Origin of the sequence: Streptomyces olivochromogenes (assembly GCF_021538895.1) — a bacterium.
GTDB lineage: Bacteria > Actinomycetota > Actinomycetes > Streptomycetales > Streptomycetaceae > Streptomyces > Streptomyces olivochromogenes_A.
On sequence record NZ_JADDRL010000043.1, the window covers coordinates 26,834 to 44,175 of the forward strand.

Here is a 17,342-nt window from a genome sequence, read left to right on the forward strand (position 1 = left end):
ACCCCTGTCGCTAGGCGCCGAGCAGCGGGTTCGGCAGGGGCAGGTAGCGGGCGGCGGCACCGTCCGCGCCGGTCCAGCGCAGCAGCAGGTTCGTCTTGCCGGGCAGGGTGAGCGAGGCGAGCAGGCCGGTGATCTCGGGCAAGTCGTGGCGGGCGAGTTCGCGGCGGGTGGCCGGCCAGGGGTCGAGGCCCGGGTGGTGCTCCACGAGGGCGGCGGCGATCTCGGTGAGGTGGTTGACGACCAGGCAGTACACCAGCCGCTCCCATCCGGCCGCCCGGGACACGTCCGGCAGCAGCTTGACGCCCTCCGCGTCCCTGAACAGCGCCTGCACGGGGAGGCCGGCGGCGTCCACCGCGACCAGGGTGTTCTGCAGGTGGGCCTCGACGACGACGCCGTGGTCCGCGAAGGCGGCGAGGGCCGGCGGGACGACCTGCCGCAGGTACGCCTCCCACCAGGCCGCCGGATCGGCGGTGGCGGCGAGCGGGCTGCCCTCGAAGCCCTCCGCGAGGCCCGCGGCGAGCAGCGGGGTCGCGCCGGGCAGCAGGTGGCCGCGCAGTCCGTCGCGGACCAGGACCGCGAGTTCCTCGAAGGCGAACCGGGCCGTGCGGTAGCCGCGGTCGCTCAGCCAGGCGGCGGGGCCGTCGATACCGGCGAAGGCGCGGGTCGCGGCCGCGTCCGTGCGGCGCAGTTTCAGCAGGTCGTGGCGCCACAGCCGGCGGATGTCGTTGGTGATGCGCACATCGAGGCTGAACTTGAGGAAGAGGTCGCGCCCGGGCGCGTACAGGGTGCGGACCGCCGCCGTCGGCCAGGCCTCGTCGGCGGTCGCGCCCAGCCGGATCAGGCGGCCGTCCGCGAAGGCGGGCGCCAGGTCCCGGCCGACGAGGTCCAGCTGCCAGGGGTGGGCGGGCAGCAGCCGGTAGCCGGGCGGGGCCGTGCCGAGGGCGTCCAGCGCGGTGGGGTCGCCGTCCTCGACCACCTCGCCCTCGCGCACGCCGAGCAGCACCAGCGGGAAACGGGCGTGCGCCTCCGGGGCGTACGGCAGCCAGCCGGCGACCGGTCCGCCGCCGCGTGCCTTGGGGGCCGGGTGGTAGGGATGGCCGGTGATGAGGGACTGCTCGGACCGCAGGTACGGGTCCTCGGGTGCCGTCGTCCGGGCGCGGGCGGCGAGCAGCGCGGCGACCGCGTCCCGGCTGTCGATCATCTCGGTGGGCAGGTCGTCGTTGGACAGTCCGGTGTGCCGGCGCAGTTCGTCGGCGACCAGTTTGACCAGCTCGGTGTGGCCGAGGGGCTGCCAGCCCCCGTCGGTGTGCAGTTCGGGCGCCACGGGCCGGCGCCCGCCGCGCACGCGCAGCAGCCGGCTGCCGCCCGGCAGCCGGTACACGCGGCGGGGTCCCGGGTCTGGGAGCGGCTCGGCGATCTCCCGCAGCAGGCAGTTGAGCAGCGGCGCGGCCGCGTACGCGTCGGCGCGCCCGGCGTCGTCGCCCGGGGGCATGAGGTCCACGCGTTCCCTTCGTTCTGCGTGTTCACACGGTCCGGTCACCACACGGCCCGTTCTCGATCAAGTATGTCGGCCTTCACCGACAATCGTGACGTCACACCCGTACCCGAGGAGTCCGCCCGTGCACCGTCCCCCCACCGTCGAGGCGCAGGTCGCCGCCGAGCTGGCTGAAACCCGGCCCGGGCTGCTGGCCGGGTACGCGGCCGAGCTGCCGGGTGCCCGGGCGGCCGTGCTGACCCGGCTGTGGCGGGCGCTCGCGCACGAGCCGCTGCCCTGGGTCACCCGGCGGGCGCGCGGGGTGAGCGGCCTCGGCCTGCGGCTGGCCGACGGCCGCACGCTGCACGGGCCGCACGCGGATCCGTACGCCACCGACGCGTACGTCACCCTCGTCCACCTCGACGGTGTGCCGTACGACGATCCCGCACGTCTGATGACGGACCTCGCGGTACCGCACGCGGCGGACTTCGCGGCCGAACTCGGGCACAGCGCGGCGTCGTTGGCACTGTCCCGGGCCGGCCGGCCGGAACACCCGAAGGAGTGGCCGGAACAGGACTGGGAGTGGGAGCAGCGTGTGGTGGACGGGCATCCGTTCCACCCCAACTGCCGTTCCCGCCCCGGTTTCTCGGTGGCCGAGCAGCTCGCGTACGGCCCGGAGCACGGGCCGGTCGTGGAGTTGGCGACGGTCCCGGTGCCGCGGGAGGAGTGCCTGGTGACGGGGGCGTGGCCGGCGGACGGGGGGCGGCTGCTGATCCCGGTGCACCCCTGGCAGGCGGCGCACGTCCTCAAGGTCCGCGGTGCGGGTGTCCGGGCCGCGCACCCGCTGATGTCCCTGCGGACCCTCGCCCTGCCCGACGGACCGCATGTGAAGACCGCGCTCAGCACGCGGCTGACCTCCTCGGTGCGGGACATCTCGGAGTACTCGATCGGGGCGTCCGCGATCCTCTCGTCCTTCGCGGAGGACCTGGCGGCCCGCACCGACGGGCTGCTGCACGTGACGCGCACGCTGGGCGCGGTGACGGCCCATTCCCCGGACCTGGCGGCCGTACTGCGCGAATCACCGGCGCAGTACGCGGCGCCCGGCGAGCACGTCCTGCCGGTGGCCGCCCTGGCCACCACGGACCTGCCGGACTCCCCCGCCTGGCTGGCCGGCTTCACCCGCCTCGCCCTCACGGTGGGCCTGCGCCTGCTCGAACTGGGCGTGGCCCTGGAGGCACACGGCCAGAACCTCCTGGTGGTGCTGTCCGCGACCGGCGACCCGCTGCGCCTGGTCTACCGCGACCTCGCCGACATCCGCATCAGCCCCGCCCGCCTCACCCGCCACGGCATCACCCCGCCGGACCTGACCGGCCGTCTGGTCACGGACGACGAAAACACCCTGCGCCGCAAGCTGTTCGGATCCCTGGTGGCGGGCGCGCTGGCGGGCACGGCGGGCTCGGGCATCGCGCTCCGCGGCGCTCTGGAGGCCGCCGTAGGGGACCTGCCGCGCACCCCCGATCTGACGGCGCTGTGCACGGATCCGCTGCCCGCGAAGGCGCTGACGCTGATGCGGCTGTCCCCCGGGACGCCCGGTGACCAATGGTTCGCCCTGCCTCATCCCCTGCGTTGGGACCCCGTTTTGGAGCACGACACGTCTGATCAATAGGATCCGCCGATGATCAGAACACAACGGCTCGCGGCGGGCGTCTGCGCCCTGCTCGCCGCCCTGGCGGCCGGGATCGCGTCTCCCGCCCCGGCGGCCGCCGACGAGACGGACCAGGCCGCTCCCAAAGTGGAACTCGTGCTCGACGTCAGCGGTTCCATGCGGGCGCGGGACATAGACGGCGGGTCGCGGATGGCCGCGGCGAAGCAGGCGTTCAACGAGGTGCTCGACGCGACGCCCGAGGAGGTCCAGCTCGGCATCCGGACCCTGGGTGCCAACTACCGTGGCAACGACCGGAAGACGGGCTGCAAGGACACCGCGCAGCTGTACCCGGTCGGTCCGCTGGACCGGACCGAGGCCAAGACGGCGGTGGCGACGCTCGCGCCGACCGGCTGGACGCCGATCGGCCCCGCGCTGCAGGCGGCGGCCGGCGATCTCAACGGCGGTGACGGCAGCCGCCGTATCGTCCTGATCAGCGACGGCGAGGACACCTGCCAGCCGCTGGACCCGTGCGAGGTGGCCCGGGAGATCGCCGCCAAGGGGATCGGGCTGACCATCGACACGCTCGGCCTGGTGCCGGACGCCAAGACCCGTGACCAGCTCAGCTGCATCGCGGACGCGACCGGCGGCACCTACACGGACGTGCGGCACAAGGAGGAACTCAGCGACCGGGTGGGGCAGTTGGTCGACCGGGCCGCCGATCCGGTGGTGACGCCGGTGGCGACCGAGGGCGCGACCGAGTGCGCCAAGGCGCCCGCGCTGAAGTCCGGGCTGTACACGGACCGCGAGGAGTTCGGGCAGCAGCGCTGGTACAAGGTGGACGTCGAGCCCGGCCAGGAGCTGCGCGCCTCGGTGAGCGTCGCGGACGACCGGACGGTCAACCCCGACCACGGCGTGCTGCTGCGGGCGGTCACGGAGCGCGGCCGGGAGATCGTGCGCGGCGAGGCCGCGGGCACGGGCCGTACGGACATGATCTCGACCGGTCTGCGCTACCCGAAGCCGGAGAGCGACGACGACACGGCGACCGCCGAGTCGGTGTGCCTCCAGGTGACCAACTCCTTCTCGCCGGCCGCCGGTGTGAAGACCACGCCGGGTCTGCCGCTGGAGCTGACCGTGGACGTGGTGGACGGGCCGAGCAAGGCGAGCGACGTGGCCGCCTTCGGCCTCGGGCGCGGCTGGTGGCTGCTCGGCGCGCTCGTGCTGACCGGCTTCGTCGCGGGTCTGTTGTGGGGCTGGCTGTCGCGCTGGCGGTTCGCGGTCTGGAGGACCAACTGATGCGCATCACACGTGTACTGAGCGCCGCGCTGCTGACGCTCGGCCTGGCCGCGGGGCCGGCCGTCGCGGACTCCACCCCCACGGCGTCCTCGTCGAGCTCCTCGGACGACAGCAAGGCGCCCACCCAGGCGGGCACGTCGTTCCGTACGGCGACGGAGCTCGACCAGGGGCAGCGGGCCACCGCCAACGGCTCCACCGGTGACTACCTGTACTGGTCGTTCCCGGCCGACGCCGGGCAGCGCCCGAACGTCAGGGCGACGGTGAAGCTGCCCGGCACGCACACCGCCGAGACGTGGCAGATCGACGTGTACGACGGTCTGCGCCGCCGCCAGTCCTGCCAGTACGGCAGCCAGACCCGCACCGCCGCCGAGGGCGCGGCCTCCGTCGAGCTGGCCTGCGTCCTGCGCACGGTGCGCGCCTGGTCGGAGCCGTGGGCCAACGACCCGCTGCCGGGCACGTACTACATCCGCCTGACGGTGGCGAACCTCGGCTCCGCCGACCTCGGCAAGCCGGTCAATGCCGAAGTGCGCGTCGACTCCAAGGACATGGGCGGCGCCGCCGCGGTGGACGGCTCCCTGGCCAAGCCGCTGGTCCCCGGGATCGCGGTCACGTCCGCGTCCTCCGACGAGGACAAGGACTCGGCGAAGTCGGCCGTGCTGTCCAGCATCGAGCCGGACGACGGCTGGTCCTCCGGCTGGTGGACCGACCGCTGGGTGTGGACGGCGGTGGGCGGCCTGCTCGCCGCGCTCGCCGGCATCGGCGGGTACGCGCTGACGCGCGGCACGGGACGGCCGTCCCGGGTGCCGCCGGGCGTCTGAGCCCCCGTTCCCCGAAGGCCCGCCGTGCCCGCACGGCGGGCCTTCACCTTTCATGGCGGGCCCTTCGCCCTCCCCGGCAGGCCCTCCGCCTCGCACAACTCGGCTTCGGGCGCCCCTCCCTCAGGGGCTCGGCCTCACGTCTCCCGAAGGGCCTTGGCCAGGGTGCCGTCGCCGGTCACGGTGATCCGCCCGTCCCGCACCGCGTCCGGCAGGGCCAGCTCGCCGCGGCTGATGGCGGTACCCGTGGCGGTGTCCAGGACGAGTCGCGCGTCGGGCTCGGCGGGGGCGGGCCCGTCCCCGAACACCGGCCCGTCCTCGGCGCCGACGAACAGATGGAAGTCCCCTTCGTCCAGCCGGACTTCGACCACCCCGTCCCCGGTGAGCGCCCGCAGCAGCGGCAGCGCGAACCAGTGTGCCCGGACGGCGTCGGTGGGCCGCCGCTCGCCCAGTTCGGCCTGCCCCCACTCCCCCAGCGCCTGCAGCACGGGCAGCAACTCCCGCCCGCGCCCGGTGAGTTCGTACACGAAGGCCGCACCCGGCGGAGGGAGCCGCCGTCGCGTCGCGAGCCCGTCCCGCTCCATGTCCTTCAGCCGCGAGGCGAGTACGTCCGTGCTGACCCCCGGCAGGTCCGCGTGCAGGTCCGTGTAGCGGCGGGGCCCCGCGAGCAGTTCCCGGACGATCAGCAGGGTCCAGCGGTCACCGACGAGGTCGAGGGCGCGGGCGGCGGAGCAGTACTGGTCGTAGCTTCGGCGAGGTGGCATGCGACGCAGTCTAGACGTGTCGTTGGACTTTCCAAGCGCACACTTGGTAAAACCAAGTAACACCAGATACCGGAGGGGAAGCGGCGCATGGAGTTCCGGCAGTCGAACAAGCTCAGCGAGGTCTGCTACGAGATCCGCGGCCCGGTGATCGAGCACGCCAACGCGCTGGAGGAGGCGGGCCACAGCGTGCTGCGCCTGAACACCGGCAACCCCGCTCTCTTCGGCTTCGAGGCGCCGGAGGAGATCCTCCAGGACATGATCCGGATGCTGCCGCAGGCGCACGGGTACACCGACTCGCGCGGCATCCTCTCCGCCCGCCGGGCGGTCGCCCAGCGCTACCAGAGCCTGGGCCTGGAGGTCGGCGTCGACGACGTGTTCCTCGGCAACGGCGTCTCGGAGCTGGTGTCGATGGCCGTCCAGGCGCTGGTGGAGGACGGCGACGAAATCCTCATCCCCGCGCCGGACTTCCCGCTCTGGACGGCGGTGACCACCCTCGCGGGCGGCAAGGCGGTCCACTACCTGTGCGACGAACAGGCCGACTGGTACCCGGACCTGGAGGACATGGCCTCGAAGATCACGGACCGCACGAAGGCCGTGGTCATCATCAACCCCAACAACCCCACGGGCGCGGTCTACCCGAAGGAGATCGTCGAGGGCATCCTCGACCTGGCCAGGCGCCACGGTCTGATGGTCTTCGCCGACGAGATCTACGACCAGATCCTGTACGACGACGCCGTCCACCACTCGGCCGCCGCCCTCGCCCCCGACCTGGTCGTCCTCACCTTCTGCGGTCTCTCGAAGACCTACCGGGTGGCGGGCTTCCGCTCCGGCTGGCTGGTGGTCACCGGCCCGAAGCAGCACGCGAAGGACTACCTGGAGGGCCTGACCATGCTGGCCTCCATGCGCCTGTGCGCCAACGCGCCCGCCCAGTACGCCATCCAGGCGGCGCTCGGCGGCCGCCAGTCCATCCGCGACCTCACCACGCCGGGCGGCCGCCTCCACGAACAGCGCAACGTGGCCTGGGAGAAGCTCAACGAGATCCCGGGCGTGTCGTGTGTGCAGCCGAAGGGCGCGCTGTACGCGTTCCCGCGCATCGACCCCAAGGTGCACCCGATCCACGACGACGAGAAGTTCGTCCTCGACCTGCTGCTGCGCGAGAAGATCCAGGTGGTCCAGGGCACGGGCTTCAACTGGCCGACGCCGGACCACTTCCGCATCCTCACCCTCCCCCACGCGGACGATCTGGAGGCGGCCATCGGACGGATCGGACGCTTCCTGAGCGGGTACCGGCAGTAGCGGCCTCCTAGTCTGTGGCTCATGAGTGATCTCCTGCTCGTCCGGCACGGCGAGACCGAGTGGTCGAAGTCCGGGCGGCACACCGGCTGGACGGACCTTCCCCTCACCGAGCGCGGGCGGGAGGAGGCGCGCCGGCTCGAACCGCTGATCCGGTCCGAGCGGATCGGGGCCGCGTTCGTCAGCCCGTTGCATCGGGCGCGGGAGACTGCCGAGCTCATCGGGGTGCGCGACGCGCGCGTCGACGGCGACCTGCGGGAGTGGGACTACGGCGGCTACGAGGGCGTGACGACCCCCGAGATCCAGCGCACCCGGCCCGGCTGGTTCCTGTTCACGGACGGGGTCGCGCCGGGGCCCGCAGAGCATCCCGGCGAGACACCGGAGCAGGTCGGCGAGCGCGCCGACCGGGTGCTGGCCGAGGTGGACGCCGCGATGGCCGACGCCGACGGCGACGTCCTGCTGGTCGCGCACGGGCATTTCCTGCGGGTCCTCACGGCGCGCCGGCTCGGACTGCCCCCGTCGCACGGGGCCCTGTTCCAGCTGGCCACGGGAACCCTGTGCCGCCTCGGCACGGAACACGAGCGGCCGGTGATCGTGGAGTGGAACACCCGGCCCACCGGATAGGAGGGTTTCCGGCGGTCGGACCCGGGGCGTTGTCAGAGTCGGGTCGTACTCTTCGAATGGGCCCGCCGACAGGGCCGATCACCGGGGAGGAGCACGCCGTGACACGACCGCCGACCGCCGCGCAGCGGCGTGTCATCGACGCCGCCGACCCGGTCACCGGGCGGCTGCGGGGTACGGAGACGCAGCTCGCGGCGCTGGTCGAGCGGGGTCTCGCCTTCCGGCATCCGCGACCGCCGCACGACCACTTCCTGACGCCGGCCGGGCATCGAATACGGGACCACCTGCGGGAGGCGGTGCCGGAGCCCACCGGGGCGGCCGAGCGCGCGGAGCCGGTCGGGACGCGGGCGGCCGACGGGGTCTTCGCGGCGCGCGTCGGCGGCGAGGAGGACGCGTCCGGTTCCGGGCCGTCCCGGGTGCGCGAGGTGCACAGTGCCTGGCAGGGGCTGCTGGAGCTGCGCCGGATGACGAACCCGGACGGTGCCACGGACCGGCCGTGCGGCTGGGAGCGTACGCATCTGGTGCGGGCCGCCGCCCTCGCCCTGGAGGCGGCGGGGCACCGGCCGGCGGACGCCGACGCCGACGGGTACCGGGTGCGCGCGACCCCGCAGCCGGAGGCGGTCGCCGTGTACGCGCCGGAGGGCGAGGTGCTGCGAGCCTGTGCGGCCACGCTGGAGGCGGCGGGCTGGCAGGCCGGCGAGTACACGGAGCCGCGGACGAGGGCGCGTTATCTGCTGGCCTCCCCGCGTCGCGTGTGAGCGGCGCGTGCCAGGATCGGGGGATCAGTGCGCCGTACACGAGAAGGGGAAGTAGTGAGCGAACCGTATTCCGTCCGCGTGACCGTCCGGGGTTACGAGACCGACGTGCAGGGTCATCTCAACCAGGCGGTCTACCTCAACTACGCGGAGCACGCCCGCTGGTCGCTGCTCCAGGCCGCCGGGGTGACCCAGGCCCAGCTCAGGGGCCGGGGCGTGGGTCCGGTGGCACTGGAGACGACGATCCGCTACCAGCGTGAACTACTCGCGGGCGACGAGGTCGACGTGACCTGCGCGTTCGAGTGGGGCACGGGCAAGACGTTCCGGATCGTGCAGACGATCCGCAAGACCGACGGCACGGTGGCGGCCGAGATCACCGGGGTCGGCGGCGTCATGGACCTCAAGAAGCGGAAGCTGGTCGCCGACCCGCGGGAGGCCTTCAAGGAGGTGGCGAGCGACCTCACCTTCTTCGGCCTGTGACGGTGGCCGGCGGCCCGCGACCGGGTGCCTGACCGGAGGCGGGGCGGCCGGTACCCCCGTTTCCGCCGCCCCACCCGGTCCGTCAGGTCCGGTCGAACGCCGCCCTGTGGTCCCGCGCCCACTCCCGGTACGTCCGGGCGGGCCTGCCCAGCAGGTCCGGTACGTCGTCGGTGACGACCGCGTTGCCGCCCCGGCGGACGAAGGCGGTGCCGGCCAGGATGCCCGCCGCCTGCGCGTCGTCGAAGCCCCAGGCCGTGCGCAGGTGTTCCCGTGTCTCGTCCGGGGTGAGGTCCCGCGTGGCCACCGGGCGGCCGAGCACCGCGGCGAGCGCGGCGGCCTGCTCGGGGACGCTGATCGCCGCCGGCCCGGTCAGGGTGTACGTCCGCCCCGCGTGCCCGCTCTCGACGAGGACCCGCGCCGCGACCTCCGACAGGTCACGGGGGTCGATCACGCCTGATGCCCCGTCACCGGTCATGTTCGGCACCGGCTCACCGGCCTGGACGTCCGGCGCCCAGCTCAGCGTGTTGGAGGCGAAGGACGAGGGCCGCAGGATCGTCCACTCGGTGCCGCTGTCCCGCACGGCCCGCTCGCCGGCCACGTGCCAGGTGCCGGAGGAGCCGACGTCGGGGTCGCCGGTGCCGATCGCGGAGAGCTTCACCAGCCGCTCGACGCCCGCCCGACGCGCCGCCGCGACCAGCACCTCGTCGTGCCGCGCGCCCGGACCGGGGGCGCCGAGCAGGAACGCGGCCGTCACTCCGGCCGTCGCGTCCCGCACGGAATCCGGTTCGAGGTAGTCGCCGCGCACCACCTCCACTCCGGCGGGCATCCGGGCCTTCGCCGGGTCACGGGTCAGGGCGCGCACCTTCTCGCCGCGCGCCGCGAGCTGTCGCAGAAGTTCACTGCCGATGGTGCCGGTGGCACCGGTTACGAGGATCATGCTCTCCACGGTGGGCCGGGCCGGGCCCCCGCCTCTTGGAAATTCCGGCACGGTTGGCCGGCCCCGCGGACCGTGCGGCTCGCTTACGGTGGAGAGGTGACCAACGCCCGTGCCGAGCAGGCCCTGCTGATACCCGAGGCCCTGCGTCCCTGGATCACCGGGATCACGTCCGTGTCCGTCACCGGGCCGCCCGCGCAGGCGTTCGTCCATCTCCCCGACCCGGTCACGAAGATCGTCGTACGGGTGGGGGCGAGGGGCCACCGCGACGTCGTCGCCGTCGGTCCCCGGGTGCGGGCCTCCTATCACGACGGCGCGTTCCCCGCCTCCTGCCTGGAGCTGCAGCTCACGCCGGGCACGGCCCGGCCCCTGCTGGGCGTCCCGGCGGCCGAACTGGTCGGCAGGGTCGTACCGCTCGGCGACCTGCCGAGCGGCACGGCACGCCGACTGGACCGCGAGCTGCGCCGGCTGGCTCCGGAGGAGACGGCGGCACACCTCGCGGACGTACTGCCCGAACGGCTGACCGCCGCGGCGGACCGCGGCCGCACCGAGCTGGTACGGGCCGGGGCCGACGCGATGTCGGTGCGGCCCGGTCGCGTACCGGGGCCGGTCGGTGAGGTCGCCCGTGAACTCGCGGTCAGCGAGCGGCAGTTACGGAACCTCTTCACGGAGGGCGTGGGCCTGTCCCCCAAGCACTACGCCCGCATCAACCGCGTACGCACGGTGCTCACGCACGCCACCAGCGCTCCCTGGGCCGAACTAGCCGCCGCCACCGGCTACTACGACCAGTCACACATGACGTCGGACTTCCGGGCCCTGATGGGCGTCCCGCCCCGCTCGTACTTCACCGGCCGGCTGCCCACGTCCACCCCCTGCCAGTCGGGCCCCCGCCCCTGAAATCGCGGATGCGGTGGACGGCCCCGCCTGCGATGCTGCGGTGCATGCCGGTACCACCGTCCGCACGTCGCGTGAAACCCAGCCGCTACATCTCCGTCGACATCGAGGCGGACGGCCCGATCCCGGGGCCGTACTCGATGCTGAGCCTGGGCGCGGCCGTCGCCGGGACGCAGGACGCCGACGGATTCACCGCCGCCGATCCGGAACGGCTGACGTTCTACCGCGAACTACGGCCGATCAGTGCGGAGTTCGTCCCGGAGGCGCTCGCCGTGAGCGGTCTCGACCGGGACCGGCTGCGGGCGGAGGGGGCCGAACCGGGCGTGGCGCTGGCCGAGTTCACCGACTGGGTCCGCGAGGTGAGCGCGGGCGCCCAGCCGGTGATGTGCGGCTATCCGGCGTCGTACGACTGGACGTTCCTGTACTGGTACCTGATCCGCTTCACCGGGTCGAGTCCGTTCGGGCACTCGGGGTGCCTGGACATGAAGACGCTCTACGCGACCAAGGCCGGGCTGCCGTTGCGGGCCGTGGCCAAGGGGACGATGCCCCGGCACCTGCTCTCGAAGCGCCGGCACACCCACCACGCGCTGGACGACGCGATCGAGCAGGCCGAGTTGTTCGCGAACCTCATGAGGTGGCCGGGTCGTCCCGCACCGGGACCGGTACCTGATTGAAGCCGTAGTAGAGGGCTATGAGGCCGTGGGCGGCCAGGGTGAGGGGGGCCGAGACGAAGGCCAGGCCCACCGTCAGCGGGTAGGCCAGGGAACCCAGCGCGAAGCGGACGCGGGTCGCCCTGGCCGCCGGGACGTCGACGCGGGCGTCGAAGAGGTGACCGGTGCGGGTGAGGTGCCACCACAGGGCCTGGAAGGTGAAGGCCATCGCGACCATCACCAGGCTGTACACGGCCGCCGCCACGTGCGAGGCCGCTCCCTCGCGCAGATACTCCGCGAGCATCGCCGTGGGCCAGGGCACCGCGGCCACCACCATCAGGACCAGCAGGTTCAGGAACATCAGCGTACGGTCGACGCGGGCGACGTAACTGAACACCTGATGGTGGTTGACCCACATGATGCCGATGACCAGGAAGCTCACCACGTAGGCGGCGTACGACGGCCATTGGGCGCCCAACGCGTGCCAGAGGCCTTGGTGTTCACCCACTTCGGGGACCTTGATCTCCAGGATGAGCAGGGTGATGGCGATGGCGAAGACACCGTCGCTGAAGGCCTCGACACGGCTGGACTCACTCGTCATGGCACACAGGGTGCACCATCGGCCACGATTTCCTCACCCGCCTCCATGGGATGGGTCACGTCCCGGGCCTCGCGGCTGTCGGCGCCGAGGTGGTTGAAGACCAGGTTCAGCAGGACCGCCGCCACGCACCCGGTCGAGATGCCGGAGTCGAGGACGATCTTCGCCGTCTCCGGGAAGGCGTGGTAGAACTCCGGCGCCGTGATGGGGATCAGGCCGACGGCCAGTGACACCGCGACGATCAGCACGTTGTTGTCCTTCTCCAGGCCGGCCCGGACGAGCGTCTGGATGCCGCTCGCGGCCACCGAGCCGAAGAGGACCACCCCGGCGCCGCCGAGCACCGGGCGGGGCACCACCGCGATCAGCGACGCCGCCGTCGGGCACAGACCCATCAGGACCAGGAAGCCGCCGCCGGTGGCCACGACGTACCGGCTGCGGATCCGCGTCATCGCGACCAGGCCGATGTTCTGCGCGAAGGCGCTGCACATGAAGCCGTTGAAGAGCGGGCTGAGGGCCGAGCCGAGGGTGTCGGCGCGCAGGCCCGCCGCGATCGTCCGCTCGTCGGCCGGGCGCTTGACGATCTCGCCGAGGGCCAGCATGTCGGCCGTCGACTCGGTCATCGAGACCACCATCACCACGCACATCGACAGGATCGCCGCGAGCTGGAACTGCGGTGCGCCGAAGTGGAACGGTGTCGGGAAGCCGATCACGTCCGCGTCCGCCACCGGGCCGAAGTCCGTGACGCCGAACGGGATCGCCACCAGGGTGCCGACGACCAGGCCGAGCAGGACCGCGATCTGCTTGACGAAGCCCCGGGTGAAGCGGCGCAGGGCCAGGACGATGAGCAGGGTGATCCCGGCGAGGGTGAGGTAGGTCGTCGAACCGTAGTCGTCCGCGGCGGGGTTGGGACCCTGGGCCCAGCCGAAGGCCACCGGGAGCAGCGAGACGCCGATCAGGGTGATGACCGTGCCGGTGACGACCGGCGGGAAGAAGCGGACCGCCTTGCTGAAGAAGGGGGCCGCCAGGAAGCCGAGCAGGCCGGCGACGATGACCGCGCCGAAGATGACCGGCAGCGCGTCGGACTTGTCCTTCGCGGAGGCGACGATGGCCGTCATGGGGGCCACGCCGGCGAAGGTGACGCCGTTCACGAAGGGCAGCCGGGCGCCGATCTTCCAGATGCCGAGGGTCTGCAGGAAGGTGGCGAGGCCCGCGGTGAACAGGCAGGCGCCGGTGAGGAAGGTGAGTTCGGTGCCGGACAGGCCCACGGCCGCGCCGACGATCAGGGGTGGGGCGACGACGCCTGCGTACATGGCGGCCACGTGCTGCAGGCCGGTCGTGGCCATTTTGAGGGCGGGGAGTTTCTCGTCGACGGGGTGTATCCCGTCGGTTGTCTCGTCGACTCTCTCGTCAACTGGCTGAGCGGACACGGCGGCTCCTCCGGTCGGGTGACACGTCGGCTCTGACGTGGGTTTCAGGGAGGTGGTGCGCGACGGTCGTGCGGGACCGGCAGGACCCATGGGGTCGGTGGACGGTGACCGTTCCGGGGCGCGCGCGTTCACGCGCGCCCCGGAGACGGCCGCCGTGAACCCCGCTCGGGTCCACGGCCGCCGACCGGGAGCCGTCCCTCCCGGCCGGAGTCCTGTGCGACAGAGTGCTGTCGGCTGCTCAGCCCTGGGCGGCGATCCGGGCCAGACGCTGGGCCTCGTCCCGCGTGGAGCGGGCGATGGCGTCCTCGTCGACGGTCAGCAGGCGCCCGTTCTCGACGATCTGACGGCCGTTCACGAAGGAGGCGGTGACCGGTGCCGCCGCACCGAAGACCAGCGCGGTCACGGGGTCGGCGATGGAGGCGTGGGCGAGGGTGTCCAGCTTCCACAGCACCAGGTCGGCGAGCTTGCCCGGCTCCAGGGAGCCGGTCTCGGCGGCGCGGCCCAGGACCTGGGCACCGCCGTGGGTGCCGAGGCGCAGCGCCTCGCGCGCGCCCAGGGCGGCCTCGCGGTGGGCGCCGAGGCGGTTGATGAGCAGGGCGTTGCGCAGCTCGGTGTGCAGCTCGCCGGACTCGTTGGAGGCGGTGCCGTCGACGCCGAGGCCGACCGGGACGCCGGCCGCCAGCATGTCGGGGACGCGGGCGATGCCGGCCGCCAGACGGGCGTTGGAGGAGGGGCAGTGGGCGACGCCCGTCCTCGTACGGCCGAAGGCGACGATGTCGGAGTCGTTCATGTGGACGCAGTGGGCCATCCACACGTCCTCACCGAGCCAGCCGGTGGACTCGAAGTAGTCGGTGGGGCCCATGCCGAACAGCTCGTGGCAGAACTTCTCCTCCTCGACCGTCTCCGAGCCGTGGGTGTGCAGCCGCACGCCGAGCCGGCGGGCCAGCTCCGCGCCCTGCCTGAGCAGTTCGGTGGACACGGAGAACGGCGAGCAGGGGGCGACGGCGACCTGGGTCATCGCGTCGAAGGAGGCGTCGTGGTGTTCCTTGACGGTCTGCTCGGTCGCGGTGAGCGCGCCCTGAAGCGTCTCGACGGCGAAGTCCGGCGGCAGGCCGCCGTCCTTCTCGCTGCGGTCCATGGAACCGCGGGCGAGCGTGAAGCGGACGCCGGTCTCACGGGCGGCGCGGATGATCGCGCCGGACAGGTCGCCGGAGCCCTGGGGGTAGACGTAGTGGTGGTCCATGGCGGTGGTGACGCCGCCGCGGGCCATCATCGCGAGCGAGCCCTGGGCCGCCGCGTAGACCATCGGCTCGTCGATGCGGGCCCAGGTGGGGTAGAGCGCGACGAGCCAGTTGAAGAGGTTGTGGTCGGTGGCCAGGCCCCGGGTGATCCACTGGTAGAAGTGGTGGTGGGTGTTGATCAGGCCCGGGGTGACCAGGTGCCCGGTGGCGTCGATGCGGCGTACGACGTTCTCCAGGCCCTCGGGGGCCTTGCCCGCGCCGAGCGCCTCGATGCGGTTGCCGGCGATGACGAGGTGTCCGCTCGCGTACTCGGTGTCGTTCGCGTCGACCGTCGCGATCGAACAGTTCTCGATGACGATGCGCTGGGCTGCTGCCATGATTCGTCCTTTTCGCTCAGTGGACTCTGGGGAGTGGGCACGGCAGGACCCTAGGAAGTTTGAGTGCCGTGGCCGGGGACCTTGAGCAGGCGCGTCGCCCGGCCACGGGTGCCGAAAGTGGGCGAGATCAGAGGTTGGTGAGGTCCACCGGGATCCTCGGCTCGCAGCCGTCCCGGATGACGGTCGCCTCGATCAGGCCGTAGGGGCGGTCGGCGGCGAAGTACACCGCACCGTCTTCGGTGGCGTTCTTCAACCCGAAGGGCGTCAGGTCGACCAGGAAGTGGTGCTTGTTCGGCAGCGAGAAGCGGACCTCGTCGATCTCGCCGCGGTTGTTGATGATGCGCGCGCCCATCTGGTACAGCGTCTGCTGCAGCGAGAGGGAGTACGTCTCGGCGAAGGCCTGGAGCAAGTGCTTCTTGGTCTGCTCGTAGGACTTCTCCCAGTGGGGCATCTTCTGCTCGTCGTCGGTCCAGTTGAACCGCCAGCGGCCGGAGACCTGGGTGGCCAGGATGCGGTCGTGCGCCTCCTGGAGGGTCGTGTACTTGTCCTTGACGTAGCCCCAGAACTCGGAGTTCGTCGAGTTCATCACGACCAGGTCCTTCAGGCCTGAGATGACCTCCCACGTCTCGCCGTCGTAGGTGATCTGGGTGAGGCGGGTCTCCTGGCCCTGGCGGACGAAGGAGTGCTTGACCTCGTCCGCGCCGATGAACTTGGAGTTGGCGTCGGAGGCCTCGATCCGCTCCCAGGCGTACTCCTCGATACGGATCCGGGCCGTCTTGATCGGCTCCTGCGAGGTGACGAAGTGCCGGGCGAGGTGGATGCCGAACTGCTCGGCGGACTCGATGCCGTACTCCTTGGCGAACGCGTACACCGTGTTCTTGGTGGTGTCGGTCGGCAGGACGTGGGCGTTGGAGCCGGAGTAGTGGACGTCGTCCATGTCGCCGCTCAGCGCCACGGAGACGTTGAGGTCCTTGATGTGGTGGGTGGCGCCGTCCCGCGTGATCTTTACGACTCGGTTCTCGGCCTTGCCGTACTGGTTCTGACCCAGGATCACAGGGCGGGCGGGCCGGGAATTGTCAGTCATGTTTCTGCTAGCTCCCTCGGTAAACGGAGTAGCCGAACGGGTTGAGCAGCAGCGGTACGTGATAGTGCTCCCCGGGGTTCACGGCGAAGGTGATCGCCACCTCGGGGAAGAACACGGCACCGCTGTCCCGATTCGCGGGGGCGTCCTGCTGCGCATCGGCTTGCTTGTTCTCGGACTGCAAGAAGTACGCCTCGACGGCGAAGTCGAGCCGTACGTGTGTCGTCCCCTCCGGCAGGTCCGGAAGGTCCTTGCACCGGCCGTCGGCGTCGGTCGCGGAGCCGCCGAGCGCCTGCCAGTCCGCTTCGCGCCCCGGGCGGGCGGAGAGTTGGACGGCGACGCCGTGGGCGGGGCGGCCGATCGAGGTGTCCAGGATGTGTGTGGACACGGAGGCGGTGGTGCTGCTGCTCATGGTCTCAGGCGTCCTCTTCGACGAGTCGGGCCAGTCGGATGCGATTGATCCTGCCCAGCTCGGTGCGGACGATCTCCCGCTCCTGCTCCGGCGCGTTGCCGATCCGCTCCTTGAGCGCGTCGCGCATCTGCTCGCCGGTTCTGCCGGTGGCGCAGATGAGGAAGACATGGCCGAACCTGTCCTGGTAGGCGAGGTTCAGTTCCAGCATCTGGGCCTTGAGCTCCTCGGAGGCGCCGGCCATGCCGCGCTGTTCGCGGGCCGAGGCGGGGTCGCCAGGCTTGGGGCGACCGATCGGCGGGTGGCCGGACATCGCCTCCTGAAGGTCCGCGGCGGTCAGGTCGGCCGTGGCGGAGTCACTGGCGGCGTAGAGCTCGTCGGCGGTGGCGTAGGGGCGGGCGGCCAGCAGCCGGCCGGCCCACGCCGTGGAGGCACACGCCTCGTGGAGGGCCGCCAGGGCCGCGGGCTCCTCCAGAACGTTGAACCGGGCCAGGCCCGGGGGCGTGGATGTCGAAGTCACGGGAGCCTCCGTGGCCGCGAACGGCCTTCGTGCTGAACGGGCTGCGGCTAGCTAACGCCCTCCGAAACACC

18 protein-coding genes are annotated in these 17,342 nt (G+C 72.1%); 9 read left to right on the forward strand and 9 right to left on the reverse strand.

Annotated features, from left to right (window positions below):
- Window positions 1-10 precede the first annotated feature (10 nt).
- Window positions 11-1,492 (reverse strand): IucA/IucC family protein, encoded by a 1,482-nt coding sequence (locus IPZ69_RS22300; protein ID WP_235456070.1) that lies wholly within the window; start codon window positions 1,490-1,492, stop codon window positions 11-13.
- 127 nt (window positions 1,493-1,619) lie between these two features.
- Between IPZ69_RS22300 and IPZ69_RS22305 the strand changes: the two genes are divergently transcribed.
- From IPZ69_RS22305 to IPZ69_RS22315, 3 genes are read left to right on the forward strand one after another with little or no spacing between them, the layout of a single operon-like run.
- Entirely contained in the window at window positions 1,620-3,140 is a 1,521-nt protein-coding gene (locus tag IPZ69_RS22305) for an IucA/IucC family protein (protein WP_235456018.1), read from the forward strand.
- Between the two features lie 9 nt (window positions 3,141-3,149).
- A complete protein-coding gene (locus tag IPZ69_RS22310) occupies window positions 3,150-4,412 on the forward strand; it encodes a VWA domain-containing protein (protein WP_235456019.1) in 1,263 nt (420 codons plus the stop codon).
- The gene (locus IPZ69_RS22315; protein WP_235456020.1) at window positions 4,412-5,230 is read left to right on the forward strand and encodes a hypothetical protein; all 819 of its coding nucleotides are present in this window, start codon (window positions 4,412-4,414) and stop codon (window positions 5,228-5,230) included. Before IPZ69_RS22310 ends, IPZ69_RS22315 begins: the two co-directional genes overlap by 1 nt.
- Before the next feature lie 134 nt (window positions 5,231-5,364).
- On the opposite strand, the gene IPZ69_RS22320 is transcribed toward IPZ69_RS22315, so the two are convergent.
- On the reverse strand, window positions 5,365-5,991 hold the full coding sequence (locus IPZ69_RS22320; RefSeq protein ID WP_235456021.1) for a winged helix-turn-helix transcriptional regulator: 627 nt from the start codon (window positions 5,989-5,991) through the stop codon (window positions 5,365-5,367).
- A gap of 87 nt (window positions 5,992-6,078) precedes the next feature.
- Between IPZ69_RS22320 and IPZ69_RS22325 the strand changes: the two genes are divergently transcribed.
- From IPZ69_RS22325 to IPZ69_RS22340, 4 genes are all read left to right on the forward strand, one after another.
- Window positions 6,079-7,287 (forward strand): pyridoxal phosphate-dependent aminotransferase, encoded by a 1,209-nt coding sequence (locus IPZ69_RS22325; protein WP_235456022.1) that lies wholly within the window; start codon window positions 6,079-6,081, stop codon window positions 7,285-7,287.
- A gap of 21 nt (window positions 7,288-7,308) precedes the next feature.
- Entirely contained in the window at window positions 7,309-7,908 is a 600-nt protein-coding gene (locus IPZ69_RS22330) for a histidine phosphatase family protein (RefSeq protein ID WP_235456024.1), read from the forward strand.
- Between the two features lie 98 nt (window positions 7,909-8,006).
- Window positions 8,007-8,663 carry a hypothetical protein gene (locus tag IPZ69_RS22335; protein WP_235456026.1) on the forward strand — a complete coding sequence of 219 codons (657 nt, stop codon included), beginning with the start codon at window positions 8,007-8,009 and terminating at the stop codon, window positions 8,661-8,663.
- Between the two features lie 54 nt (window positions 8,664-8,717).
- Window positions 8,718-9,140 carry an acyl-CoA thioesterase gene (locus tag IPZ69_RS22340; protein WP_235456027.1) on the forward strand — a complete coding sequence of 141 codons (423 nt, stop codon included), beginning with the start codon at window positions 8,718-8,720 and terminating at the stop codon, window positions 9,138-9,140.
- A gap of 82 nt (window positions 9,141-9,222) precedes the next feature.
- Here the strand turns inward: IPZ69_RS22340 and IPZ69_RS22345 are convergent, their stop codons facing one another.
- Entirely contained in the window at window positions 9,223-10,077 is an 855-nt protein-coding gene (locus IPZ69_RS22345) for an SDR family oxidoreductase (protein WP_268834889.1), read from the reverse strand.
- A 96-nt stretch (window positions 10,078-10,173) separates the two neighbouring features.
- Here IPZ69_RS22345 and IPZ69_RS22350 point away from each other — a divergent pair, with 96 nt between their 5' ends.
- Both IPZ69_RS22350 and IPZ69_RS22355 read left to right on the forward strand, forming a co-directional pair.
- Window positions 10,174-10,971, forward strand: a complete 798-nt coding sequence (locus tag IPZ69_RS22350; protein WP_235456029.1) for an AraC family transcriptional regulator — start codon at window positions 10,174-10,176, stop codon at window positions 10,969-10,971.
- A gap of 32 nt (window positions 10,972-11,003) precedes the next feature.
- Complete coding sequence (locus IPZ69_RS22355) at window positions 11,004-11,642, forward strand: 3'-5' exonuclease (RefSeq protein WP_235456030.1); 639 nt, start codon at window positions 11,004-11,006, stop codon at window positions 11,640-11,642.
- Here IPZ69_RS22355 and IPZ69_RS22360 read toward each other — a convergent pair.
- The 6 genes from IPZ69_RS22360 to uraD form a co-directional block, all read right to left on the reverse strand.
- A complete protein-coding gene (locus IPZ69_RS22360) occupies window positions 11,596-12,219 on the reverse strand; it encodes a TMEM175 family protein (RefSeq protein ID WP_235456031.1) in 624 nt (207 codons plus the stop codon). The genes IPZ69_RS22355 and IPZ69_RS22360 overlap by 47 nt on opposite strands.
- On the reverse strand, window positions 12,216-13,559 hold the full coding sequence (locus IPZ69_RS22365) for a nucleobase:cation symporter-2 family protein (RefSeq protein WP_235456071.1): 1,344 nt from the start codon (window positions 13,557-13,559) through the stop codon (window positions 12,216-12,218). The genes IPZ69_RS22360 and IPZ69_RS22365 overlap by 4 nt, the downstream gene beginning before the upstream one ends.
- A gap of 322 nt (window positions 13,560-13,881) precedes the next feature.
- A complete protein-coding gene (locus tag IPZ69_RS22370) occupies window positions 13,882-15,261 on the reverse strand; it encodes an 8-oxoguanine deaminase (protein ID WP_235456032.1) in 1,380 nt (459 codons plus the stop codon).
- Window positions 15,262-15,388: 127 nt separating this feature from the next.
- Window positions 15,389-16,345 carry a factor-independent urate hydroxylase gene (pucL, locus tag IPZ69_RS22375; RefSeq protein WP_235456033.1) on the reverse strand — a complete coding sequence of 319 codons (957 nt, stop codon included), beginning with the start codon at window positions 16,343-16,345 and terminating at the stop codon, window positions 15,389-15,391.
- 7 nt (window positions 16,346-16,352) lie between these two features.
- Window positions 16,353-16,754, reverse strand: a complete 402-nt coding sequence (gene uraH / locus IPZ69_RS22380) for a hydroxyisourate hydrolase (protein WP_235456035.1) — start codon at window positions 16,752-16,754, stop codon at window positions 16,353-16,355.
- A gap of 4 nt (window positions 16,755-16,758) precedes the next feature.
- Window positions 16,759-17,271, reverse strand: coding sequence for a 2-oxo-4-hydroxy-4-carboxy-5-ureidoimidazoline decarboxylase (uraD, locus tag IPZ69_RS22385; RefSeq protein WP_235456037.1), 513 nt, complete (start codon window positions 17,269-17,271; stop codon window positions 16,759-16,761).
- Window positions 17,272-17,342: the final 71 nt, after the last annotated feature.